The sequence below is a fragment of the Pseudomonas sp. S30 genome (genome assembly GCF_016518545.1).
Lineage (GTDB): Bacteria > Pseudomonadota > Gammaproteobacteria > Pseudomonadales > Pseudomonadaceae > Aquipseudomonas.
The window spans coordinates 1-23891 of the sequence record NZ_JACVTO010000015.1 but is presented as its reverse complement, the minus strand read 5'-3'; the positions used below and the strand labels follow the sequence as shown (position 1 = coordinate 23891).

Genomic DNA, 23891 nt, shown 5'->3' with positions numbered 1-23891 from the left:
ATCATTCCTTGATCACAGGTTGGCTGGAGAACTGCACCAGCAGGACCCCGGCGAAGATCAACGCCACGCCGAGTACCCTGAACAGCGTGACCTGTCGAGTCGGCATGCCCATCAGGCCGAAATGATCGATGATGATCGAGGTCAACAGCTGACCGCCGATCACGCAGGCCATGAAACTGGTGGTGCCCATGCGCGGGGACAACAGCAGGGCGGCGGTGATGTAGATGACCCCGGCGATGCCGCCGATCCAGGCCCACACCGGCAGGCTGCTGACGGCGCTCAGTTGCGGAGCCGGGGTACGCATCGCCAGCAGCACCGGCGCGATGGCGATCAGGCTGATGATCAGCGACGCCACGGTGGCCCAGAGCGGGTGGCCGATGGCGCGGCCCAGCGAGGCGTTGGCTGCCGCCTGGAAGGGAACTACCGCACCGGCCGCGAGTGCGGCACCGACGAGCATTGCAGTGGACATCGAAAGGGGGTTGGTCATGGCCGTCGCTTCACCCAGAGTTGTGTTGCACTTGATTTTGAAATATGAATAAAGGGAATGGAAATTCGTATAACCAAGCGATGGTATTCAACGGATGAATAATCTCAGAAGCGTCGACCTCAATCTTCTCGTGACTCTTCAGGCGCTACTGGTCGAAAAGCACATCACCCGCGCGGCGTCTCGCTTGCACAAGAGCCAGCCGGCGGTCAGTCATGCGCTGGCACACCTTCGCCGTCTGTTCGACGATCCCTTGCTAATCAGGCGAGGCGGGCAACTGGAGCTCACCGCGCGAGCGTCCGAGTTGCTGCACCCGCTCAACGATGCCCTCGGACAGATCGGCACGCTGTTCGAACCGCCGCAATTCGACCCCACCAAGGCACGGCGAGTGTTTCGCCTGGCAATGTCCGACTACGGCTCGCGCGTACTCCTGCCGGGCCTGATCCGCGCCTTCAGGGCCATGGCGCCCGGCGTCGAACTGCTGGTTAGCCAGGCCAGTCGCGAGTCGATGCTGGCAGACGTTCGAGAGGGCGAGGTCGATCTGGCCTTGGGCGTATTTCCCGGCAAACAGCTGGATGAACTCAAGCGCCACACCCTGTTCTCGGAGCGATTCGTCTGCGTGGCCGACGCCTCCAGCATTCCCGAGAAGGGCATCGCCGACCTCGAAGGCTGGCTCAAGCGCCCCCACGTGCTGGTCGCGATGCGCGCCGGTGCGGACAACGAAGTCGATCGCGCCCTGGGCAAGCTGGGGGTGCAGCGCCAGATCAGCGTCTCGCTGCCCCACTGGAGCGTGGCCAGTGACCTGATCGCCGGCACCGACCTGATCCTCACCGTCGCCCGACGCAGCCTCGATGCGGTCGACAGCGACGAGCGCCTGCGCCTGTTCGAACCGCCCTTCGAGATCCCTCGGTTCGACTTCAACATGATCTGGCATCCGCGACGTGAATCGGACCCGGCACATGCCTGGTTGCGACAGATGATCATGCGCGTGGCGAATGAACAATGAGCACCAAATGAATTCTGTCATCGTACATCCTACGGCCTGATACCAAGGTGTTATAGGTCGAGAGCAGCGTCTGAAATGCACTCCAAAAGTTAAGTGCCATTAAAGCGCCTCCCCTCTGGGAGGCGTTTTTTCGTTATGTGAAAAAGTTCACTTTTTGTAACTTTCTAATAGAGTTATTCGCTGCGTGAATACTCTGAATGCGAACAAAGAATTGGATTTCGCCAAACGCCCGCCTAACCATATTCGTGTCGTTGATGATGTTTATCGAATTGCCGATCGGTCTGAAGGACGAGACGCTGTCGAATACTTTTTCTTGAACTAAGGAGAGTCGGATGAGTGTGCAAAGCGCCGAATACAATGTCATTGGAGATCGATTCGAAAGTTTCACCGACACGGCCGCCCAACGTGAGGTGGAAGTGCGGACGATTCTGCACATGGTGGGCGATGTCAGCGGCAAGTCGGTGCTCGACGTGGCGTGCGGCTTCGGCTATTTCGGTCGGCAGCTGCGCGAGCGCGGCGCCAGCAAGGTGGTCGGTGTCGATATATCGGAAAAGATGATCGCCCTCGCCAGGGACGAGTCCGCACGCGTTGGGGACGATCTCGAGTTCCATGTCCGCGATGCCTCCAGGATGGAGAAACTGGGCAACTTCGACATGGTCGTCGCCGCCTGGCTGTTCAACTATGCGTCCTCCCTCGAAGACCTGGAGAACATGTTCGCCTGCGTCGCCCGGAACTTGAAGCCCGGCGGCACCTTGGTGGCCTACACCGTGGAGCCGGACTTCGAACTGGGCCTGGGCAACTTCGACGTGTATGGCGTCAATGTGCTCACCGAAGAAGCCTGGGGCGCCGGCTACCGCCATCAGGCCGAATTCGTCACCCAGCCACCGAGCCCCTTCACGTTCTACCGCTGGGGCCGTGCCGATTACGAGCGCGCGCTGAAGAAGGCCGGCTTCACTTCTTTCACCTGGCAGAAGCCGTTGCTGCTCGACAGCGACGAACGCAAATACACCCCCGGTTTCTGGGAAGTGTTCAAGAACAACTGCCTGCAAACAGGCCTGGTGTGCACGCTGTAAGGCGCTGCCCAGAGAAAATGGAGTTGGTCCATGGGACTCATGAGCTTTCATTCTCCAGAGCGGATGCGTCGAGCCTGTCCTGAACAGAGCGATCGCGAATTGCTCGGTCTGCCCCGATCCTACACCCCGGCCAGGCCCCTGAGCCTGACGCCGGACACCTTCTGCGCGCTGGTCGCAGGCGGTGTGGCGCACTGGGTGGATTCGCTGGAGAGCAAGGAGTGCGACCTCAGCTACCGCTTCAATGCCGGGCAGATCCTGGCCTGCGTCGGCGATCCGCGGTTGAACGCGCTGACCCCGAACATGATCGATGTGCCGGCCGCCACCCCGCACATCGGCTTGCCGAGCGAACATCTGCCGGCCGTACTGCATGACCTGGCGGACCTGAACCTCGACCCGGACTGGATCGCCAAGGAGACGCCTCGTCATCCGGTGACCCTGGCCGCGTACCGGATCGGCCGTTATCCGGTGACCAATCTCGAATACCGCACCTTCCTGGTCGACTCGGGCGAGCCGCGCATTCCCACCGACTGGTTTCTCGGGCGCTATCCGCTGGAGCGCGCCAACCATCCGGTCTCGGGGATCACCGCCGAAGATGCGCAGTGCTACACGCAATGGCTGTCGGCCAGGACCGGGCGCAGCTTCCGCCTGCCCACCGAAGCGCAGTGGGAGTACGCCGCGGCAGGTCCCCAGGGCCTGCAGTACCCCTGGGGTGACGAGTTCCTGCCCGATCACGCCAACACGGCGGAACTGGGCGTGTTCCAGACCACCCCGGTCGGCCTGTTCGCCAATGGCGCGTCGCCTTTCGGCTGCCTGGACATGGCCGGCAACGTCGAAGAATTCGTCGCCGACGACTACCACGCCTATCCCGGCGGCACGGCGATCAAAGATGACCTGGTGTCGGCCGTCGGCAGCCACCGCGTCGCCAGAGGCGGAAGTTTCTCGCGGTTTCGCGACCTGGCAAGAACCACCCGGCGTCATGGGAAGTTTCCAAGAGACATCTACGTAATGGGTTTTCGTCTCGCTGAAGACTTGCAATGACAAGGATGCGTCATGAAGTGTGATCAGAAGAGGGTTGCTCATATGCAAGCGTACAAAGTTAAAAACACCGTGGAAATTCCCATCCTCAGTGGCGGGCATGTCGGAAGTTTCGTGTCCTTCGAAGGGTTTTCCCCCAGCGAAGAACACATCGCCATCGTCGTTGGCGATGTGCAACAGCACTCGCCGCTGGTGCGCATTCATTCCGAATGCCTGACCGGGGACATCTTCGGTTCGCACCGCTGCGACTGCGGCGCGCAATTGAACGAAGCCCTGCAGCGCATGACCGATGAAGGCGGCGTGCTGCTCTATTTGCGGCAGGAAGGTCGGGGTATTGGCCTGTACGCCAAGTTGGCGGCCTATCGCCTGCAAGACACCGGTCTGGATACGTTCGAGGCCAACCGCCAACTCGACTTGCCCGAAGACGGACGCGACTTCGCCATCGCCGCCGGCATGTTGCGCGGCCTCGGCATTTCGCGCTGCCGGTTGATGACCAACAACCCCGACAAGGTCGCCACCCTCAGGCAGCACGGTATCCAGGTGGATGAAGTCATCGCCACCGGCGTGTTCCTCACCGAGCACAACCGTCATTACCTCACGGCGAAAATCGCCAAGAAACAGCACGCGATCGATCTGGACCTGGATTACTCAGCATAAGGAAGCGTTGAGATGAAACACTTTGCCCCCATCAGCGGTATCGCCAGTTTTGCCGAACAGTACGTCGCCACCGCCGGCTACGACAACCAGGTCATCCTCTGGGACGCGCAGACCCGCCAGGCCGTGCACCGGGTGTTCCACGACCACCTGGCCAACCAATGCGCGTTCAACGCCGCCGGCACCCGCCTGGTGTCGGCCAGCAGCGACTACACCGCACGGGTCTGGGACGTGCCGTCGATGCGCCTGAGAACGGCGCTGGTCGGGCACCGCGACGACGTCGAGATGGCCGCCTTCGACCCATCCGGCGAACGCGTCGCCACCTGCTCGCGTGACCACACCTTGCGCGTGTTCGACGCCGAAAACGGCACCTGCCTGCAGATCCTCGAAGGCCATGACGCCGACGTCATCTCCCTGAGCTGGAGCGCCGACGGCCACACGCTGGTGTCGAGCAGCGACGACGGCAGCATCCGCCGCTGGAACGTGCACACCGGCGCTGAAGTGGAGCGCATCGACCTCGGCGGCGTGGAGACCGACACCATCGCTCTGGCCAGCGACGGCACCATTTTCGCCGGCGACGATGACGGCCGCCTGACGGTCATCGACGCGCAAGGCAAGACCAGCATCCAGGCCCACGCTGCCGGCGTCAAACGGGTGGTCTGGGACGAGCGCAAGCGCTGGCTGATCAGCCTGAGCTACGACCGTTCCGTGGTGCTGTGGCGCTATGAAGGCGGCACCCTGGTGCGCCTGGCGCACAGCTCGCTGCCCAGTGTCATCTGGCCGCGCAGCTGCGCGTTCCTGGGCGACCGGCGCATCGCCTTCGTGACCTTCGGCTCCACCTACGCCATCTGGGACCACGTCGCCGACGCCTGGAACCTGGACGGTATCGACCACGCCATCAGCCTGAACGCGGTGTCGATCCATGACGGCCACACCTACGCCATCGGCGACGCCGGCAAGCTGCTGATCGACGGCACGCCCAGCACCCTGATCGGCAGCCTGTGCAACTTCCTCCTGCCGTTCGGCGAGGAAGTGCTCACCGGCGGGCAGATGGGGCAGGTCTACGATGCCGTCAGCGGCCGGCTGATCCACCAGCATCGCTCGCCGCTGAACTGCGCCACCTGTTTCACCCGTGACGGCGTGCCCCATGCAGCCGTGGGCACCTACACCGGAGAGGCGCTGATCTTCAGGCGCGATGCCCAGGGCCAGGCCGAGTTCGTCCGCGAAGTGGCCATGCACGACAATGCGATCAAGGGCATTTCCGCCGACGAGGACTACCTGTTCAGCGTCTGCGCCACGGCGGCGGCGGCCTTCCACCGCATCAGCGACTTCTCCCTGGCTCGCCACGTCGAGCAGGCCCACGACCGCATCTCCAATGGCTGCGCCACGGTCCACGGCGGCTTCGCCAGCGTCGGGCGCGACCTGAAGCTGCGGATCTGGGCGGGTGAACAGTCGCAGGTGTACGAGACGCCGCACCTGCATTCGGTCAAGTGCATCGCCGCCTCAGCCGATCGCCAGGTGATCGCCACCGGCAGCTATGGCGGCACCGTCGCGCTGTTCGACCTCAAGCAGCGCTGCTGGACCCGTCGCGTCAAGCCCACCACCAGCGGCATCTCCTGCATCACCTGGAGTGCGCAGCAAGGGGCGTTCCTGGCCAGTTCCTACGACGGCCAGCTGTACCCAATCAGCGTCAGTGCCTGAAACCAACCGACCCGCGTGCGCCCCTCGGGCGACGCGGGCACTTGCCGAGGGACAGCCATGCACACCGACGCTGATCATCGTCACATGACTCGCGCGCTGGAACTGGCCGCGCGCGGCCGCTTCACCACCCGGCCGAACCCCCAGGTCGGCTGCGTCATCGTCAACCAGGGCCATGTGGTGGGGGAGGGCTGGCATGAGCGGGCGGGCGAGCCCCATGCCGAAGTTCACGCGCTGAAACGGGCCGCTGCGGCAGCCCGAGGCGCCACCGCCTATGTCACCCTCGAACCGTGCGCGCACCACGGGCGTACGCCTCCGTGCTACCAGGCGCTACTCCAGGCCGGGATCGAACGGGTGGTGGTGGCCTGCGAAGATCCGTTCCACAAGGTGGCGGGCCGCGGCATCGCATTCTTGCGCGAGGCCGGAATCGCTGTAGACGTGGGCGTCATGCGCCGCGAGGCGCAGGAATTGAACAAGGGTTTTCTGAGCAGTGCCCGTCGTGGCCGACCCTGGGTGACCCTGAAAATGGCCATGAGCCTGGACGGGCGCACGGCGTTGGCCGACGGCCGCTCGAAATGGATCACCGGCGCCGCCGCGCGCACCGACGTGCACCGCCTGCGCCGCGAGCACTGCGCCATTCTCACCGGCAGCGCCACGGTGCTGGCAGACGATCCGTCGCTGACCGTGCGCCTGGATGAGGACCGAGCCTTCGTCACGCCCTGGCGCGTGGTGCTGGACAGCGACCTGCGCTTGCCGCACACCGCCCAGGTGTTCGACGAGCAGGCCCCGACGCTGCTCGTGCACCGCGTCGCGGGCGGCCACGATCAGCTCCCCGACGGCGTTCAGGCAATCCAGGTCGAACCCAGCCACGGCCATGTGTCCCTGCACAGTTGTCTGCAAGCGTTGAGCGAGCGGGGCCTGCACAGGGTGCTGGTCGAGGCCGGCGCCACCCTGGCTGGGGCCTTGGTGCGCGAAGGGCTGGTCGACGACCTGGTGACCTATGTGTCGCCTAAACTGCTGGGCAGCGACGCGCGGCCCTTGCTGCTGGGCGCCTTCCCAACGGCGCTCGACGCCCCTGCGGCCTTCGAGCTGACCGGTGTGCAGGCGCTGGGGGACGACGTCAGGATCTGCCTGCGCAATACCCAGTCTGCGCCGGCGTGTTTCATACCGTGAGATTCAGGAGGTTGCATGCCCGTCGCGATCAATCACCTACGCATCGCCCGCCCCGTATCCGACCTGGAGCGCTCGAAGGCCCTGTACTGCCAGGGCCTGGGACTGCAAGTGCTCGGCGGATTCAAGAACCACGCAGGTTTCGACGGCGTGATGCTCGGCGACCCGGCGCTGGACTGGCACCTGGAGTTCACCCATTGCCATCGGCATGAAATCGAGCCGCACCATTCGGTAGAAGACCTGCTGGTGCTCTACGTGGCGGACCCTGCGGATTTCCAGGCGCTGTGCGAACGCCTGGCCGACAGCGGGTTCGCGCGGGTGGCGGCGTTCAACCCGTACTGGCAGGAGAACGGCGTCAGCTTCGTCGATCATGATGGGTATCGGGTGGTAGTGGCGCGGGTGTCGTGGCCGGAGCTGGAACCCACGGATTCGATCTGAGGACCGGGCGCTGTCCGAGCCTAGGCGACTGGCTCGCGAGCCTGCGCGGACACCGCTGCAGCGCGTGTCTCATGGATCGGCAAGGGCGCGCGTTCGAGCAGCGCCTGAACGAACACATTCAAGCTGTTCCTCGAACACTTGCCTTTGCGCCGCTCCAGGTAAAGGTCGCGCAGCAGCCGCCAGCCTAGGGCAAACAATCCCACCAGCATCGACAGGCCGACCATCACCACGAGCGCGGCAAGTCCGTAGCCTGGGAGATCGTTCAGATGCAGCTTGACCTGCGTTTTCAGCGATTCATTGACTTCCATGAGCTTGTACAACAGGTTCAAAGCGATGCCCAGGAATGGCAAGGTGAACAGGCTTCGATATGGCCTCATGCTGAAGAGGTCATCGATGATTTTTTCGCCCTTCGAAATCGAGTCATTCTGAAAGCGTCTACTGATGCTGATCACTTTGTCGAGGTTCTCGACGATTTCCAGGTAAGACGCCTGGTCGACCTTGAAGTGCTTTTTCAGCCACAGGGTCTTGTAAAGGTTGAGTTTACTAGGCTCGTAACGCCCTTCATGGCTCAGGACGCCTGATCTTCTGAGCATGTAATCCCGGTACTGCCGCTCGTATCTGCCCGCATACAGGTAGATCCCGATGCATTCGAACGCGGCGGCCGTGAAATTCGAAGCGAGCACGAAAGCAGACGACGCCGCAGGCGTCAGAATGGCGACAAGCATCAATATCAGAGTGAGCGCAAAAGCCGTCAGTGACAGCTTGTAGGTGGTCGTCTTGGGGCCGGAGACGATCGTCGAAGTGCCAAACACGCGATTGAAGCTGATGGCGATCTTCTTGACTTCCTCCAATGTGAAGCTGTTCATTGCAGTTGCAGTCTCGCCTGTACCACGGCTTGTGTTGAGGTCTTCATTCGTCGGGCGCTACTCAAGCGCTGGCGTCCGCGTGGTCTTTGTGCCCAGTGCAGTCCAACTTATCGGGATAGATCTCGACATTGAACAGCAGGCGCCCGTCGGCTTCATAGTGGTGCAGCTGGTGGATCTTGAACCGTCGCATCGCCTCCAGCAGTGGCTTTTCCTTGCACATCATCTGCTCCAGCCCAGCGCGCACCCGATCTTCCATCTGCGCCTTCTGCTGAGTCCGCAGATTCTTGATGTCGAGATCAACGCTGTAGCGATAGTAAATGGTGTTGGCGTTGGACAGTTCAATCGAATCGAAGGTGGTGATGGCGTCGACCTGCCGGGGTAGCGTGCTGTTGATCTGCGCGAGACTGTCGGTGAGTTTCCCCATCTGCAGCTCCTTTTCCCGCTCGGCGGAGAGGGAAAAATAGCGTCCGATGCAGGCGAGCACGATCGTCGCGGCGATACTGATATAGAAATTGCGCGGGTTGCGCCGCTTTTTCGGCGCGAGTTTCATCAACATCTGAACTTCTTCCTGAATCTGGGCTGCTCTGGCGAGCATTGTCCGTTAGATCGAGGGGTGGAAGTGTGCCAGAGGGTTCGGATTCCCGACAGAGCAATGACACGCATTGGATGGATGACGATTGCCATGACGGCAGGGCAAGCCCCTGGCCCTGATCTTCGATGCGCTCGTCGCGCCTACGGTGTGGCCTGCGCCTTCCTGATCGGGCATGCTCTGGCCTGCGTGGTGCTGTGCTGGGCAGTGGGCGTCTGGGGCGCCTGCTTCTGGTCTCGTTCGCTTCGGTAGACGCTCGCTCGAACTGCGCTAACCCAACTCACTATGCCTTGTCAGCTCAGTGCACCAAACTAATTGATAGACGTTATTCCCTAGAAGGATCTTTATGAGTTTATACATTCGACCGGCGACCGCCAGCGATTCGACACTGATCCTCCGCTTCATCACCGAGCTTGCCCGATACGAAAAAGCTGAGCACGAGGTGAAAGCCGACGTCGCTGATATCGAGCGTGATCTGAGCGATGAGGCGTCCCCAGCAAAAGCCTTGATTTGCATGCACGGTGATGAGCCGGTGGGATTTGCACTGTACTTTCTCAGCTATTCCACTTGGATCGGACGCCAATGCATGTATTTGGAGGATCTGTATGTCTCCAACCAGCACAGGGGCCTGGGGGCAGGTAAAGCGCTGCTGAAGCATCTCGCCAGCTTGGCCGTGGAAAAAGGATGTGGGCGTCTGGAGTGGAGCGTCCTGGATTGGAATACGCCCGCAATAGAATTTTACGAGTCAATCGGTGCAAAAGCGCAACCGGAATGGATTCGTTTCCGGTTGGCCGGAGAGAGCTTGGAACAGTTGGCGGGCAGCGTTTGAGAAAATGCCGATGTGACGGGGCATGAATTACTCGCACCCCAGTACTGAGCACAGTTGCCTCTTGTGATGGTGCTCAGTGCTGCTTGGAGATTTTTTGAAGGCGTGTTCTCGGAATGCTTACACTCCAGGCGCAGTTCACTGCTGCAAGGCTGCTACCTCATGCAGCGGTACAACTGGATAAGGCCGCACCAGCACAACGGCCTCAAGCCACCGGCGGTACGGAAGAAAAACTCAATTCTATGTCCGGGGATTGTTGACCACTACAAACGATATTCGTAATGATGGCGTTTAGCCTCTTTGCGGGATAAGCTTAGCGCTTTCAGATCAAGGAAGAGAGATGAAAAGACTCATGGCTGTTGTGGGTATCTGCTTCGTACTCGGGGGTTGTGCGACCTCCCACTACACTGCAGGGCGCGACTTCCCATCGGCAAGTGTAACGAGCATCATCAAAGGGAAGACAACGACGACTGAGCTAAAAGCGCTTTTTGGAGAGCCTTACACGAAAAGCGCCGTGAGCGAGACCGATGAGAAATGGGTGTACACGTACACAAACGGCTCTGCCCATGCTCAGAGCTATGTGGTGACCATGAAGGTCACCACCACAGGCACGCAGAAGACCTTGGATGTCCTGATCCGCGATGATGTGGTAATCAATTACACCTTCAGTGAAGGCCCCGCACCAGGTAGCAGTACAGCCACCTACTGATGAGGGAGAACTCCTGATTGGACAGAATGTATGCCTATGTTGATGAGTCGGGTAATTCTGACCTAGACACATCCAAGACTGGGAGCTCTGGCTTCTTCGTGGTTTGCTCCATCCTTGTGGCAGAGAAAGATCTGCAGGACGCTTACCAGCGTGCCGAGGAACTCCGTCGGCAGCACTTTCAGACAGGTGAAATTAAGTCTAGTAAAGTGCGTTCGAAGGATGCTGACCGACGTGCTCGCATTCTAAACGACTTGGCGAAACTTCCGATCAAGCTCTATTTCGTGGTCGTGGAAAAGGAGCGCATCTACAAGGATGGAGGGCTGCAATTCAAGACCTCGTTCGTAAAGCACATCAATGGATTGCTCTATAGCCGGCTCTTCAGGAACTGCCGCAATCTGCAGGTGACTGAATAGCCCCTAGTTTCGCAGACATCTCCAAGCCTCATAATGAGGCCCAGATAGGAGGTGCGATGAGTCGTCGGCGTTACCCCGGACTCTTCAAGATAGAAGCGGTCAAGCAAGTGATCGAGAAGGGCAAACCTGTTGCCGATGTTGCCCAGCGCCTAGGGATGTCCGTGCACAGCCTTTTCGTCTGGATTAAGGTCTACAGCGAGCCCCAAGAGCAGCGTCAGCAAGACGATGACCAGCAGGCCGAACTGCGCAAGCTACGCGCTGAACTCAAGCGGGTGACGCGAGAGCGAGACATCTTAAAGAAGGCCGCCGCGTGTGCGCCACCTCTGCCAAACCCTCAAGGTGCATCCCAGCGGCTATTACGCTTGGCTGGCCAAGGCTCAATGTGCCCGAGCCAAAGAAGATCAGCGCCTGCTTGGCTTGATCAAGCATGCCTGGTTGGAAAGCGGAGGAGTATACGGCTATCGCAAGATTCACGATGACCTGCGTGAGCTAGGCGAGACCTGCGGTAGAAATCGAGTCGGGCGCTTGATGCAGGTAGAGGCACTGCGTACCCAGGCGGCCTATCGGCGGCGTCCCGGATTTTATGGCGGAAAACCAACTGCCGCCTCGCCGAACCACCTTGCCCGGCAGTCCAAGGTCAGCGAGCCGAATATGGTCTGGGTGACCGATATCACCTACATCCGCACCTATGAAGGATGGCTGTACTTGGTGGTACTGCTGGACTTATTTTCTCGCCAAGTGTTTGGTTGGTCAATGAAGCCCAAGATGTGCAGCGACTTGGCCATCGACGCCATGCTGATGGCCGTGTGGCGCCGCGAGCCACAGCATCAAGTAATGATTCATTCAGGCCAAGGCAGTCAGTTCAGTAGCCCAGATTGCCAAAGTTTCCTGAAGGCCAACAGTGTGATCAGCAACATGAGCCGGCGGGGAATCTGTCATGACAACGCCGTAGCCGAGAATTTCTTCCAGCTTTTGAAGCAGGAGCGGATTTGACGAAAAATCTACGCGACACGTGACGAAGCCCGGAGTGATATATTCGATTACATCGATATTTTCTATAATCCTAAATGCCGACACAGCAGTGTTATGCAGCTGTCTCCATTAGAGTATGAGAAACGCTATTTTTTGAGCTTGGCGAGTGTCTAGGAAACCAGGGGTAATTGATACTTTAAAAAGTTATCACCTGCAAGGTGGTGGTGATCTTGATTCACTTTACAGTAATGTCCGCTGTGAGTATCGGTAGGGTAACTTTTCATTTCAAGCAAATAGTTGTGCTGAGCTATTTGAAGAGATATGGTGCGATTGTGACTGATGCTTCGCGCACTTGGTGCTATAAGCACCTTTCTATAAATTCAATTGTTCTCGTTGCATCTGAGACCGGGGCAGGCAAGGTTGAATATGATTTGGATCACATGCGGCTCGTCGCCAGGTCTAGTATGATCAAAGGTGTTATTGCAGCGCTCGCAGCTGTTCCGGCGAAGGTTGTTGCTGTGAGAGTTACTTTTGGTGTCGGATTATTAGTTATTCCGCTGGGCCTGTTTTACGCTCACATAGCCATACTCAAGATCAAAAATGCTGGGGCGCAACAAACTAGTTAGCGAGTTATCTGAATACGGTGTGGTCGTTCGATCGCTGTGACGGAGGCTGTTGGTTTTGGGTAAGACTACTTTCCAACCGTCATCTTTGAGGTTGTATGGTCGAGCTTGGGGCAGCAGGTGGTTGTCCCTCTACGACCTCGGGCTGCTGCCCTGGTCGATCCTGTCGCCACAAGATTGAGCCAAGTGTTTCGACCCTCGAACGGAGCCTCGCGAGGGGCATGGGAAGATTTGCGGTACGACGCTGATCAGTCGTATGCGTCACTGGGGGAGTAGGGCTCTGTTCCGGTTCAAGATGGGCGCGGCACTGGGAAGTGCTTGCCGCGCCCAATAGATCACGCGACGTCGGCCAGGCGCGTACCCTTGGCGGTGAGCTTCAAGCCGGGTTCATCCTGCTTGTGGCCGTAAAGAATGAACTCGCCACGCTCATAGTCGATGGTGCCGTTAGCTTCCAGAATGTACGAGCCCGTGCCGCCGAACACGTGGGTGTTCCCAGCACGCCATTGCTGCACCGTGATCTGCGACTTGAATGGCCCTGATTCACGCGGGATGACACCCTGGTACAGGAAATGTGGGTCACACCCGTTCACGCTGCCGTCCTTGATGAACACCAGGCCATCGCCGAAGTCCGGGATGTTGGAATCGAATTTCACAGTGAAAACGCCTTGAGACATCTGCCGTGCTCCAATCGATAGACAAGTAAATGACGGTAGAAGGTGATGATTGATGTCACAAGGCCATTCTGTAACAAAAGGTGGTACCCGGTACCATGGCCATAGCCTTGTGTCATGCGCTGGTTGGTCGATTCTCCCCGCATCTCCCATCGGGAATGGCTCAACTGATTAGCGAAAGGCCCTGAGCCGGTCAATAGCATAATTTTCATGAGTTTCTGTATATTTATCCAGTAATAACGCTACTTTCGACGAATTAACTAACAATTTTCATCGGCGTTGTTTACCACTCCCCACGATCAGGCTAATTTTCTACTTTGCTGGCACAGTGCCGCTATTGGGCATTCCCGAATGCCCCACACATGTGCGCACCGCTGCCCAGCTGGTGCCCTCCCTTAATCGGGGCGGGATCATTGATCGTGCTTAGCATCCGCATGAGGATTCTGCGGTGTGGCTCTTGTGGGAAGTGTTATGGATGGCGTCAGCTTCAACCAAGTCGACCAGTATGCCCTGTGCTGTGTCGAAAATTTTTCTGATGAGCTCAAGCAGGCGCTGAGGGAGAACCTCTCAAGGATCTGCCATGGTGCTGAACAAGCCAGCAAAGACAGGGCGATATACAGATACCCGGCGACGATCAAGCATTTCTGGAAAGAGCGCTACTCCACAAAACCTTGGGAAACCAGGATTGGTATGCTGGGCGAGCTCCTCAGCCATATCATAATCCTGAAGCTTTTCCCGGATTTCGACGTCGTTTCTCCGTTCTTCAACATGGAAGAAAAGAGCATCCGTAAAGGGTTCGATCTTCTGCTCTATGAGGCGTCGAATAACAGCGTCTGGATCACCGAGGTGAAGTCGGGCGGCAGAGGGAGCGGCAAGACCTCATGTACCGCCACCAGTGCGCTGTTGCGCCTTGCGAGGGACGACCTCAAGAAGCGCTTGGCGGAGCCTGAGCTCAATCACTGGCTGAATGCGATCAACGCTGCCCGAAATGCCATCCATAACAAGGCCAAATACCGAGACGCTGTCATCGAGCTTCTGGAGCTGGAAGGCGACTTGGCTGAAGGGGACGACGCTACCGCCTCGGACAACAATGTGTTCCTCGTTGCAGCGCTGTTCAGCGATGTATCAGAGCCCATTGCCGAGAAGACGGTGTCCACTTTCACCAATGAGCTGGTAAAGGATTCGGTGTTCAAGACGGTGTGGGTGCTCTCCATGCATAAGGGAACCATGGAAAAGTTGGAAGCGTTTTTGAAGACGGAAGCGGGGCACTGACATGGAAGAGTTGACTATCAGGAAGCTGGCCAATACGAAATTCAAAAGCTTGTATTTCCAATTCCTCAAGGGTGATAAGCTGGCAGATTCGGAGATCGTCAAGCTTCTGGCCATAGCCGTGGTATTCTTGAATCACACGAGGCCCGAGATCCGGCGTCTGGGTTACCGCATCATCCTGTTTTACGGCAACGCGACTGGACAGTATCAGGCACTGTATGACGTCGCGCTCAACAGCGGCTTGCACCCTGTCTCGGCAGTGATCAGCAGCCAATTCTCCCAAGATGATCCACGCAGCGAATCATTCATCCGAAACATCGTGAGCAGCTACGTCGACACCTTCCGCGACCAGGGCATTGTGCTGACTGAACAGCAGGATGCTTTGCGTACGTTTATTCAATCGGAATACCGGAAATCCTCCGTTGTGGTCGCGCCGACTTCCTACGGGAAGTCCGAGCTCATCATTCAGTCAGTGAGGGACAACCCGGACAAGCGGGTACTGATCCTTGTGCCGTCGAAAGCACTCTTGGCGCAGACCAAGAAGCGTTTGATCTACGCAGACATCGAAGGCCTGGGAAAGGTGGTTACTCACCCTGAAATGTATTCAGTTGAGCGGAACAATAGAGCCTTTGTGCTGACCCAGGAGCGACTCAATAGGCTTCTCAATGAGAACGCCGGTTTGACGTTCGACATGGTCTTTGTGGACGAGGCGCATAACCTGCTCCAGGGCGACCGCAGGAGCGAGTTGCTCGCGGCTATGCTCTGCATCCTCGGCGCTCGCAATGCCAATACGTCCTTCAAATTCCTAACCCCGTTCCTGTGCGATGAACTCAGTATCAAGGTGCGATTCTTGGACATGACCCCCACCGGATTCAAAATCGACGAGTACATCAAGTCTGAGCGTTTTTACATCCGGGATTTCAGAGCAGGGAGGGGTGAGTCCAAGCTCACGCTCTACGATCATTTCCTCAATGATTCGATGGAGCTTGATCGCAGGTATGCCAACTGCTTCGAGCTCATCAAGGGTGAGGCACTGTCCAAAAATATCGTCTACGGGAATAAGAAGAAAAGCATTGAGTCATTCGCGGTCGAGCTGGCCGCAGTACTGCCGCCTGTGAAGTGCCCACTTATTCAGACAGCGTGCGAGGAGTTAGAGGAGATCTTTGACCGGCGCTACAAGCTGATCGATTGCCTGCGTAAGGGGGTTATGTACCACCACGGTTCAATTCCTGACACCATTCGCCTTTACCTGGAAAACCTCTTCAGCAGCTCCAAGAAAATGAAGTTCCTTGTCTGCAATTCGACCCTTCTTGAAGGGGTAAACTTGCCGATTGAGCGGCTGTTCGTCTTCGACTTTACCAAGGGGCGAAGCTACCTGACGTCTTCCCAGTTCAAGAACCTGGTGGGACGAGTCAACCGTTTCAGTGAGGTGTTTGCGCCTGGTGCAAAGGCTGCGCTGAAGAAGCTGGAATCCAGCATTTATCTCTTGGGCGTGGATGGCTACACCAGCAAGCGTGCGGATCTGAATTCCTACTACCAGAAGGCTGTCAACGTCTCCAAGAAAGACAAGGACACTGTCAGTAACGTCCTGCTTGAGGCCACCAACATCGTTGAGGGTAAGGTGTCTGAGCTGTACGACGATGCAGTTGCCCGTCTGGAAAACCTGCACCCTGGCGTGGTGCGTGATCACGACTGCAGGTACGTTCAGACAACGGTGGGTAAACTACTCATTGCGAACAGCGTCAGTGAAATTGACGTGTTCTCGGAGGAAGCGGCCATCGATGCAAAGATCCAGCGAGGCATTGAGGCCAAGGGGCAGATCAACACAGTTGAGCGGCTGATGCTTGCGATCGCGAGATCCTTTATTGACCACTTCGATGAGAGTCGGGAGTACAGCGACCTCCTTCGTTTGAAGGAAAAAGCTGCACGTAATTTCTACGCCATGCTGCTGGACTGGAAGCTGAACAAGTACAGCGTGAAGCAGACCATTCGTTTGACGCTGAGGTATTGGAAGAAACTGGTGGAAAACAACGGCAATGACTTCGTCTTCGTGGGCCGCTGGGGGGACACGACCTACCTTGAGAGCAAGCATGAAAGCTGGGTCAGGATCTCCAAGAAGGATGATGCCGAGCGGATCAACCTGGCAATTGTCCGCCTCAAAGACGAGGACGATTTCTTCGACAACAAGATCTTCAGATTCGTAGAAGTGCTGAATGGCGTGGGCGCACTCGATCCTGGGTTCTACAAACTCATCAAATACGGCACTGCGGATGACAACAAAATCAAGCTGATTCGGGATGGCTACAGCCATGGCCTGGCGGATCTGATGCTGGAAAAATACCCAGAAACGATACGTAAGTCACTCAGCGGGGAGATCGAAGTGAGTCCACGTTTGGTCAACAAGATGGTCGAGAATAATGAGAGCGATCTGCTGATCTTTGAGGCAAAAATGAACCTCAAGCCCGTTTAAACAGCGGTCTTGCTCATTTGCTAGTAGGTTGTTCAAAATGAGATACTAGGCAGTTTACGAAGTGTCGATGACCTGTCCTCTCGCGTGAAAAGATGAGGGGCGGTTTGCGCTTAGGCTCAAAGCCATGCGCATGCTACGGGGACAGGAAATTCACTGCGCATTCCAGCCCGGGGCGATTTTCATCACTGTGACGGTAAAAGAAAGGCCTCCTCTGCTTTACGCTCGGGCGGCCTTTTTACATCACATCACTGGGCGGGCGCTTAGACCGCATCGCGGTGGTCACGCATGAACCCCACACAGTTGATAAAAGCCGGCAGAGCGCCCATACGTGGCTCAGAATATTCAGCATACGCCTCATAACCATTCTTGATTACTTTCCCCAACTGACCCGCAGCGCCTTCCATCGCTGCCTGGTGCGTCATGGGATCAGCCAAGCACCCAAGAGCGCAGCCGCAGTCAAACGCGGTAAATTCGACAAGACAGAGATGGGCTATCTGCACATCGATAGCTCGGAATTATGCCTTGAGAGCGGCAAGCAGCACATGTTCGTGGCGATTGATCGCGTAACGAAGTTCACCCACGTCGCGTTCTTCGAGTCCGCCACCAAGTGCAACGGCGCAGAGTTTCTACGTCAGGTTGTGCAGGCGTTTCCATACAAGATCCACACCATCCTGACTGACAACGGCGTGGCCTTCACCGAGCAGCCACGGTATCGCAACGGCGCGACGAACAGGTTTGGTGGGCACATTTTTAATCGCGTCTGCCACGAGCACGGCATCAAACATCGTCTGACCAAGGCCTACCATCAGTGGACCAACGGCCAGGTCTAGCGCATGAACCGGACGATCAAAGACGCCACGATCAAAGCCTTCCACTATCCCGACTTCGGTGCCCTAAAAGCGCACATGCTGACCTTCGTAATGGCTTACAACTTCGCCAGGCACCTCAAGGCCTTGAGATGGCGCACTCCCTTCAAAGTGATCTGTGAGGCCTGAACGAAAAATCCAGAGCGATTCACTATCAATCCGCACTATCTCATTCCGGGACCGTACACCTAAGCATTGGCATAAACGTAATGCAATTGATCACAAGCGCTCCACCCGAGCCCGTCTGCTGCATAAACAAGGTTGTGCTGTGCGCATCGCAGCATGGCACTGCGAGTGCGCTCACTATCGGTACCGCTTGCGATACTCCTTCTCTGCGGTATCTCCGATCTCCATTCAACGACCCAGGTCTCAAATATCCCTCTCTACTCAACGTGAGCTGGCTACCAAGACATCCTCCACATGTTAAAGTCGCTTGACTTACACAAAAAACGTAGTGAATGACTTGAAAATCGCAAAACCCGCACCGGTTACGTAGGCATACGGCTTAATCTTATCAAAAGCCTTAACAACTATATCCAAAAGATCTTCACCAATATAGTTTTTCCGGCAATCATATTGCTGTGGCGCGGCATCACTTACGATCATTGGAAGCCAGAATTTTTCGAAAAAAGGCTCATTCTCATATGAGTTAAAATACATTGAGTGCCCACCTTTGAAAAAACGATTAATAAAAAATTCGTCTTGTACGCGATAAAAACCCGTGCGCCCTGAGTCTCCCAAACCAAGAACTAGCATTTTAGCTAGGACCAAAATACCATCTCTGACTCCACAGTCGTTAACTACCGACTCACTGCATTGGAGGAGAGAATCAATATCCGTGTCAGACCGCAATGGACTACCGCACAAAATTATGCGCTTAATCTTCTTCTTCAGTGAGGCGTCTTTTAAAGCAGAAGCTACTACTAAAGTACCAAAACTATGCGCAACAATGTATACATCTTTATCGCCGGCTTGATCTAAAATTCGCACAACGTCACTTGATATATTTCTGATTTTTCTTTTTCGCAGAATTGGAACGCAGAAAGAAAATATATCGAAATAGCCATACTTTACGTCACGACCTTTGAAGTCACTGGAGTATTCGTTAACCCGCTGTTGCAGGCCAGACTGCCAGTGCCCATACGTTCTAATCCCATGAATTGTAACTAGAAGTTTTCCCTCTTCTCTTTTTGAAAGTTTAATACGAGCACCTACCAGAGCATCCACCTGCTTGAGCAGGCTATCTAGCCAATCTCGCTTACTCAGGCTGCCATCAAGTACAACCGAGGCACTACTGAGAAATTCTTCTTTGTAAACACTTAACTCAGCTACGTCGGCCGTAAGGCCGATTATCAGCCCTGGGCGGACGTATTTTTCGTCTACTGAACAAATTTCAGATAGCAGCCGAATGCTATGTAATGCCTGAGGTACACCACCCAGTTTCTTAGGTATTAACACATCTAAAATCAACAGATCATAATACTCACGGAGTTTTCCCCGAGCCTGGTCAGCTGAAGTGCACCAGTCCAAAGTCATGAGGGACGAATGCGGAGATTCACTCAACGCTTTCTTGACGATCGAAGCCCGCTCCTCCGAGTCATCCACAATCAAAATTTTAATCATTTTAGCTTCACTACCACCTCAAGCAGTTGATCTTTCCACACCGAGTTCGACGAATCAAACTTTACGTACCCTTTATACATATCGCCAACCGCCGAAAGAAGATCATCAATTTGTTCAATACTCAAACTTTTGGAGTCCACGCTAAAATCTGAGTATCCTGTAACCACAACAAAAGGCACCAGTTTGTTCAACCGTTTGAGCTTTAGAGCAATCTCCTTTCCAGCAACAGTCCTGAAACGGCCACCTTGAGCTGTATCACTTCGATCAAAAGTGGGCATACTCATATCCAGGACAATAAATTCATATCCTCCTTTCATAGCAAGGCTCAATCCCGAATTATAAGAGGCCGCCGCCTCAACTTCAAAATCAAAATGCTCGTCTAAAAAATTAATAATTTTTTCACGCTTAAATATATTATCTTCTATTATTAAAATCTTCATGACGCATCCCTATGGTCGCTTTAAATTCTTTTTCAACCGTTATATCAAAAGCAAAGCCTCTAGAAGAGTTAGTCAAAAAATTGTTGACTTTAAATAAGCCGCTCCCGCCTTCCTCTCGACTAAGCTTAAGGCTGGCATCATACCACTTGCTCTTTTGAATGCGAACAAACTCAGCAGGATCACCTAACATGCAGCGATCATATTTATTGCTTACCGATATATAATCCATTAGATCATCGCTATTATGCCTTAAAAGCACAACCTCTTCTTCAGCCCCATATCTGAATGCGTTCTCCAAAAGCGTAAAAAGACTAATAAAAAGAGCCCTAGACTCCCTGTACGTCAGAACCAAGTCACTTCTTACTTGATTATACGAAATTTCTTTATTTTTATGGCCATAGATTGAGTTAAAAGAAGCAATGGAAGCCTCTACAACTACTCCCAGTTTCTCAACGCTGTCCAGATCGTTTGCACCTACGAATCTGAACCAGTTAAGCACTACTTCGACTTCTTTATTAAAACTTGATGTGGCATTTTTTATCTCCTGCATCAAATCAAGCATTGCGACGTCTCCTTTCGCCTTTATGATGTCGCTTTCTAATTGCCTGATAGCTATCTCGATCTGAAACTTCATACGGCCACCAACTAAATTTTGAGCATCCTGCGCCCCCTCGGCAGCAATATGCCACATCAAATCTATCAATCCCCTGAAGAACTGTTCAAACTTATCACTCTCGCTAATTATATCAGAGACCTGAACAAGGCGAACTGAATAACTCTTAAAGTCAAAGATATACCCATCATGCTTTGAGCTAACTGCAACCCTGAACTGGTTATTAACGGATTTCAATATTAAATCAACTACCTCTGAAAACTTTCGAAGATAACCATCAATTTCATCCAAGATGCTTGGATTTACGTAGTTATAAACTCCATGCCAGTAAACATTTGATTCATAACCCTCATCTTTTTGTACTGTTACTAGTTTCGAGCGCTCAAAGCACGACCTCAACTGCGTAACAAATACCGTATGTCTAACCTCAGCACTGAGGTACTTATCGAGCCCATAATTATCATTAAGTGCGAAATCATTTACCGCTTGCAAAAATATTTTATGCAACACACCTGTTCTTTTATCTGAAGCAACTGCCCCCGTAGACAGCTCATAATAGTCGAGAGCACTATTACCATCAGATGCACTGCCACCGTCTAGTAATCCGATAGAGGATCCCTTGACGCTCTTAGCCTGTTCAAACAGCGCCTGATACACATGGCTTTTGTGGGACTCTAACGCTTGAACGTCTACGAAAAGCTTACCTGACTCGATCTTCGCTCTTAGCTTATCCGCAAAAATTGTCTCGACTACTTTATCCTTTTCTTTACTTAAGTCGTCATCAGAACGCAAAGCAATAAGTCGATCCAGTATAACCACCCGCTCATGAATGACCTCATCATGACTTTCATAGTCAATCAAATTATCAAGCATGGCCGGCAAGCATATATATCGAAGAAAATAAAACTCGTTATCACTTATGTCGTTTTCGCCAAACAACTCTGATGGTCGATGAGTATGATGAGCCAATAAGAACTCTTCAAACAGCTCAACCTTTACCTCGTCGTATGCACCACCTATTTCTCTACCATAAATATCGAGCATTATGAGCATCAGAACCCAGCACTCTATATTACGATTTTGGATTTTGAGAACAGCCTCAACTAGCCTTCGTATAGGCAAGTGGATAACCGACATTCGGTTCGAATAATATTCGGACACTGAAAACCTGACTGCTTCGATTACTTCACCATGTTCTAGGTGGTTCTTGGCCTGAAACTTAAGATAATCTGACAAAATCGGAAATATTTCTCTATCGGAAACAGGGCCCACCAACCCCGGCGTGTACCTAACGAGCCGCTGCGTTGGAATACCTCCCACCTCACCATTTTTAACTGGCCTCAGTGAAAAATCTTTCCATTTGGCTTTGGGCGTATTAAGGGCTCCTAAACATTTTGTTTGAGCCCTTGCCAGCTCTACCGCGTCAGTACTTGTTTGCTCATCAATAATTGACAGCAAGTGGAACATCAAGGATTTAGCCCACATTTCGCTTGAGAACTTCACGACAATCTTCTTAAGATATTCGATTCTAACGCGACTGTCGGATGAAACAAGCAAAACCTCTTTAAACTCCATGGCTAGCTTATTGAAAAAGGTCCCACCACAATTCATGGCACCACAATAAATTGAGGCCCGAGCATAAACCTCTATCAACCCGAACACTTGGGTGGCATCACTCTGCAGCTTTTCGTCAATCGCACTTACCACTCTATTGTAGTGCCCGTAAGTATAGTCAGATACTACTGACTGAACGAAATCGCTGACATTTTCATCATTCTCATTCCACAGAAGGTTGTACAACTCAGCATCATCAATAAGCAAAGCTAGCTCTTTCAGCAAGCTCGTTACCCCTGAGTTTAGCGGCCTTGACTGCGAGACAATATCAGAGACAACCGCCTTTAACAGAACATACTGATCAAGCAGAGACTCGTTTCTATACGCCATCAAATCTTCAAAAATTAGACGGCGCTCCGGATCTTCGGATAGTGGCAAACTCAAAGTCGACAAACACGCACCGATAGAGATCGCATGCTTTAGATCGGATCCGCGATATTCTTTCAGCTTACTTTTAATAGAATCTATAAAAAACTGAACAGATGTACTTTCAGACAAAACCAGAAGGTCAATTATACGCGAATCAACACCGTCTCTACTGAATTTCTTGAGCAACTCATTGATTTGCTCCTTGGTATCATTACCTATGAGCTCTTTCTCAAGATTTACTCGACTTTCAATGCTCCACCAACTAAAACTAATTCTATCTATTTCATCAAGCGAAGCGATCGCTGCATCTGTATCTCCTCTCAACAGCGACTTATTAAACTGAAGTCTGCAACAATTAAAGTTCTTAATACGTCTATGATTAGCTTTAAGCAATCCAATCAGCCAGTATGTGTAACCTTCCTCCGAAATCCAGCCCTGTACGCCATATATCTTATAGGGTGTATCACAGGAATATATCGGAACAAGCATTTTAGGCAAAAAGGGATTAGCTGATATTTCCATCAACTTACCCCAGTTTCTTTTTTTATCAAGAGCACGAACCATACGAAGCGTTCTCTTGACTACGTCACGCTCACTCTCTCCGTAAGCACGCTTAAACATTTCCGTAATAGACCTTGGCCCATCATTTTTTTTAAGGCTTGTTTTTTTTCTCTTACTCATCGTGGAACTCTAAATTCGGGCTATCGCGGAGGGAGGGCTTAACGCTCCCGGATCATGGCATTATGATATCTTTTTTTTTGAAAAGTCTACACATTCACCATAGCTACGAAGGTAAGAAGCCAAATCCGATAGAAATGCCCAGATACCGTAAAAAGTCGCTCCTCTCGCGAAGACTGACGGCCTATGGCTGATCAAACAGACGAGGCAGATCGGGCTTGGGCTTGCGGTTCATTGAGCGCAGCGGAATGACACGCTGCATTCGACGTTGCTCGCAGTTGAGGCTAAGCGCAACTGCGTCATAGCTCTTGTCGGCAAGCAACCATTTGCAGCGTTTACGCGAGAGACCGCGTTGGCTCAATGGAATGCTGAGTTCGTCCACCAGTGTTGGGCGTAGCCAATGTCACTGGCTAGTGTGGTGTTTCGCAAGTAATACTCATATTTTGGTCTAGGCTTTCAGCATCAGAAATGCTCTGGAGCAACGATATGAAAACCGGCCGACCTGCTGCCCCGATTGAACTGAGCGACGAAGAAAACCCCGAATTGCTTCGTCGCTCCCGACAGCGTAAAGGCCCTGCTGAATCCCGCATTCGCGCCGAAATCATCTTGGCGTGCGCAGATGGAGAGTCAGGTACGTCGATCGCCCACAGGCTCGGCATTGGCGTGCACGAGGTCTCGCGTTGGCGAGTGCGATTCAGTCGGCTGCGACTCGATGGTTTAAA

At 54.2% G+C, this 23891-nt stretch carries 21 protein-coding genes and 3 pseudogenes; 16 read left to right on the top strand and 8 right to left on the bottom strand.

Annotated features, from left to right (window positions below; all coding sequences use genetic code 11):
- Position 1 precedes the first annotated feature (1 nt).
- A complete protein-coding gene (locus IAE34_RS16820) occupies positions 2 to 487 on the bottom strand; it encodes a DMT family transporter (RefSeq protein ID WP_442793205.1) in 486 nt (161 codons plus the stop codon).
- A 94-nt stretch (positions 488 to 581) separates the two neighbouring features.
- Between IAE34_RS16820 and IAE34_RS16815 the strand changes: the two genes are divergently transcribed.
- The 7 genes from IAE34_RS16815 to IAE34_RS16785 all read left to right on the top strand — a co-directional run bounded on the left by IAE34_RS16815 (position 582) and on the right by IAE34_RS16785 (position 7558).
- Positions 582 to 1490: a LysR family transcriptional regulator gene (locus IAE34_RS16815; RefSeq protein ID WP_200140091.1), complete on the top strand. Its 909-nt coding sequence runs from the start codon at positions 582 to 584 to the stop codon at positions 1488 to 1490.
- Positions 1491 to 1822: 332 nt separating this feature from the next.
- Positions 1823 to 2563: a class I SAM-dependent methyltransferase gene (locus IAE34_RS16810; RefSeq protein WP_200140090.1), complete on the top strand. Its 741-nt coding sequence runs from the start codon at positions 1823 to 1825 to the stop codon at positions 2561 to 2563.
- A gap of 30 nt (positions 2564 to 2593) precedes the next feature.
- Entirely contained in the window at positions 2594 to 3601 is a 1008-nt protein-coding gene (locus tag IAE34_RS16805) for a formylglycine-generating enzyme family protein (RefSeq protein WP_200140089.1), read from the top strand.
- Between the two features lie 42 nt (positions 3602 to 3643).
- Positions 3644 to 4255, top strand: coding sequence for a GTP cyclohydrolase II (locus IAE34_RS16800; RefSeq protein ID WP_200140088.1), 612 nt, complete (start codon positions 3644 to 3646; stop codon positions 4253 to 4255).
- Between the two features lie 12 nt (positions 4256 to 4267).
- Entirely contained in the window at positions 4268 to 5953 is a 1686-nt protein-coding gene (locus tag IAE34_RS16795; RefSeq protein ID WP_200140087.1) for a WD40 repeat domain-containing protein, read from the top strand.
- A gap of 57 nt (positions 5954 to 6010) precedes the next feature.
- Entirely contained in the window at positions 6011 to 7123 is a 1113-nt protein-coding gene (gene ribD, locus IAE34_RS16790) for a bifunctional diaminohydroxyphosphoribosylaminopyrimidine deaminase/5-amino-6-(5-phosphoribosylamino)uracil reductase RibD (protein ID WP_200140086.1), read from the top strand.
- Positions 7124 to 7138: 15 nt separating this feature from the next.
- Complete coding sequence (locus tag IAE34_RS16785) at positions 7139 to 7558, top strand: VOC family protein (RefSeq protein WP_200140085.1); 420 nt, start codon at positions 7139 to 7141, stop codon at positions 7556 to 7558.
- A 20-nt stretch (positions 7559 to 7578) separates the two neighbouring features.
- Here the strand turns inward: IAE34_RS16785 and IAE34_RS16780 are convergent, their stop codons facing one another.
- Positions 7579 to 8424 (bottom strand): hypothetical protein, encoded by an 846-nt coding sequence (locus IAE34_RS16780; protein WP_200140084.1) that lies wholly within the window; start codon positions 8422 to 8424, stop codon positions 7579 to 7581.
- Positions 8425 to 8485: 61 nt separating this feature from the next.
- Positions 8486 to 8980 (bottom strand): hypothetical protein, encoded by a 495-nt coding sequence (locus IAE34_RS16775; protein ID WP_200140083.1) that lies wholly within the window; start codon positions 8978 to 8980, stop codon positions 8486 to 8488.
- 379 nt (positions 8981 to 9359) lie between these two features.
- On the opposite strand from IAE34_RS16775, the gene IAE34_RS16770 reads away from it, so the two are divergent.
- The 5 genes and pseudogenes from IAE34_RS16770 to IAE34_RS16750 all read left to right on the top strand — a co-directional run bounded on the left by IAE34_RS16770 (position 9360) and on the right by IAE34_RS16750 (position 12559).
- Positions 9360 to 9842 carry a GNAT family N-acetyltransferase gene (locus IAE34_RS16770; RefSeq protein ID WP_200140082.1) on the top strand — a complete coding sequence of 161 codons (483 nt, stop codon included), beginning with the start codon at positions 9360 to 9362 and terminating at the stop codon, positions 9840 to 9842.
- A gap of 337 nt (positions 9843 to 10179) precedes the next feature.
- Entirely contained in the window at positions 10180 to 10548 is a 369-nt protein-coding gene (locus IAE34_RS16765; protein ID WP_200140081.1) for a hypothetical protein, read from the top strand.
- A gap of 26 nt (positions 10549 to 10574) precedes the next feature.
- Positions 10575 to 10961 carry a DUF3800 domain-containing protein gene (locus IAE34_RS16760; RefSeq protein WP_233631201.1) on the top strand — a complete coding sequence of 129 codons (387 nt, stop codon included), beginning with the start codon at positions 10575 to 10577 and terminating at the stop codon, positions 10959 to 10961.
- Between the two features lie 56 nt (positions 10962 to 11017).
- Positions 11018 to 12107, top strand: a pseudogene (locus IAE34_RS16755) (IS3 family transposase).
- 56 nt (positions 12108 to 12163) lie between these two features.
- On the top strand, positions 12164 to 12559 hold the full coding sequence (locus IAE34_RS16750) for a hypothetical protein (protein WP_233631200.1): 396 nt from the start codon (positions 12164 to 12166) through the stop codon (positions 12557 to 12559).
- Positions 12560 to 12891: 332 nt separating this feature from the next.
- Here IAE34_RS16750 and IAE34_RS16745 read toward each other — a convergent pair whose 3' ends face one another.
- Positions 12892 to 13209, bottom strand: a complete 318-nt coding sequence (locus IAE34_RS16745; protein WP_442793204.1) for a GrlR family regulatory protein — start codon at positions 13207 to 13209, stop codon at positions 12892 to 12894.
- A gap of 489 nt (positions 13210 to 13698) precedes the next feature.
- Between IAE34_RS16745 and IAE34_RS16740 the strand changes: the two genes are divergently transcribed.
- The 3 genes and pseudogenes from IAE34_RS16740 to IAE34_RS16730 all read left to right on the top strand — a co-directional run.
- The gene (locus IAE34_RS16740; protein WP_200140078.1) at positions 13699 to 14499 is read left to right on the top strand and encodes a hypothetical protein; all 801 of its coding nucleotides are present in this window, start codon (positions 13699 to 13701) and stop codon (positions 14497 to 14499) included.
- Position 14500: 1 nt separating this feature from the next.
- The gene (locus tag IAE34_RS16735) at positions 14501 to 16966 is read left to right on the top strand and encodes a DEAD/DEAH box helicase (protein WP_200140077.1); all 2466 of its coding nucleotides are present in this window, start codon (positions 14501 to 14503) and stop codon (positions 16964 to 16966) included.
- Positions 16967 to 17343: 377 nt separating this feature from the next.
- Positions 17344 to 18024: pseudogene (locus IAE34_RS16730) on the top strand (DDE-type integrase/transposase/recombinase); the annotation flags it as partial.
- A gap of 246 nt (positions 18025 to 18270) precedes the next feature.
- On the opposite strand, the gene IAE34_RS16720 reads toward IAE34_RS16730, so the two are convergent.
- The 4 genes and pseudogenes from IAE34_RS16720 to IAE34_RS24380 all read right to left on the bottom strand — a co-directional run.
- Positions 18271 to 19455, bottom strand: a complete 1185-nt coding sequence (locus tag IAE34_RS16720) for an alpha/beta fold hydrolase (RefSeq protein WP_200140074.1) — start codon at positions 19453 to 19455, stop codon at positions 18271 to 18273.
- Positions 19452 to 19895 carry a response regulator gene (locus tag IAE34_RS16715; protein WP_200140073.1) on the bottom strand — a complete coding sequence of 148 codons (444 nt, stop codon included), beginning with the start codon at positions 19893 to 19895 and terminating at the stop codon, positions 19452 to 19454. The genes IAE34_RS16720 and IAE34_RS16715 overlap by 4 nt, the downstream gene beginning before the upstream one ends.
- Positions 19870 to 23172: a hypothetical protein gene (locus tag IAE34_RS16710; RefSeq protein ID WP_200140072.1), complete on the bottom strand. Its 3303-nt coding sequence runs from the start codon at positions 23170 to 23172 to the stop codon at positions 19870 to 19872. Before IAE34_RS16710 ends, IAE34_RS16715 begins: the two co-directional genes overlap by 26 nt.
- A 184-nt stretch (positions 23173 to 23356) precedes the next feature.
- Positions 23357 to 23580: pseudogene (locus IAE34_RS24380) on the bottom strand (IS5/IS1182 family transposase); the annotation flags it as partial.
- Positions 23581 to 23655: 75 nt separating this feature from the next.
- Here IAE34_RS24380 and IAE34_RS16705 point away from each other — a divergent pair.
- Positions 23656 to 23891, top strand: a 236-nt coding sequence (locus IAE34_RS16705) for a helix-turn-helix domain-containing protein (protein WP_200140071.1), incomplete at its 3' end; no start/stop codon positions are given.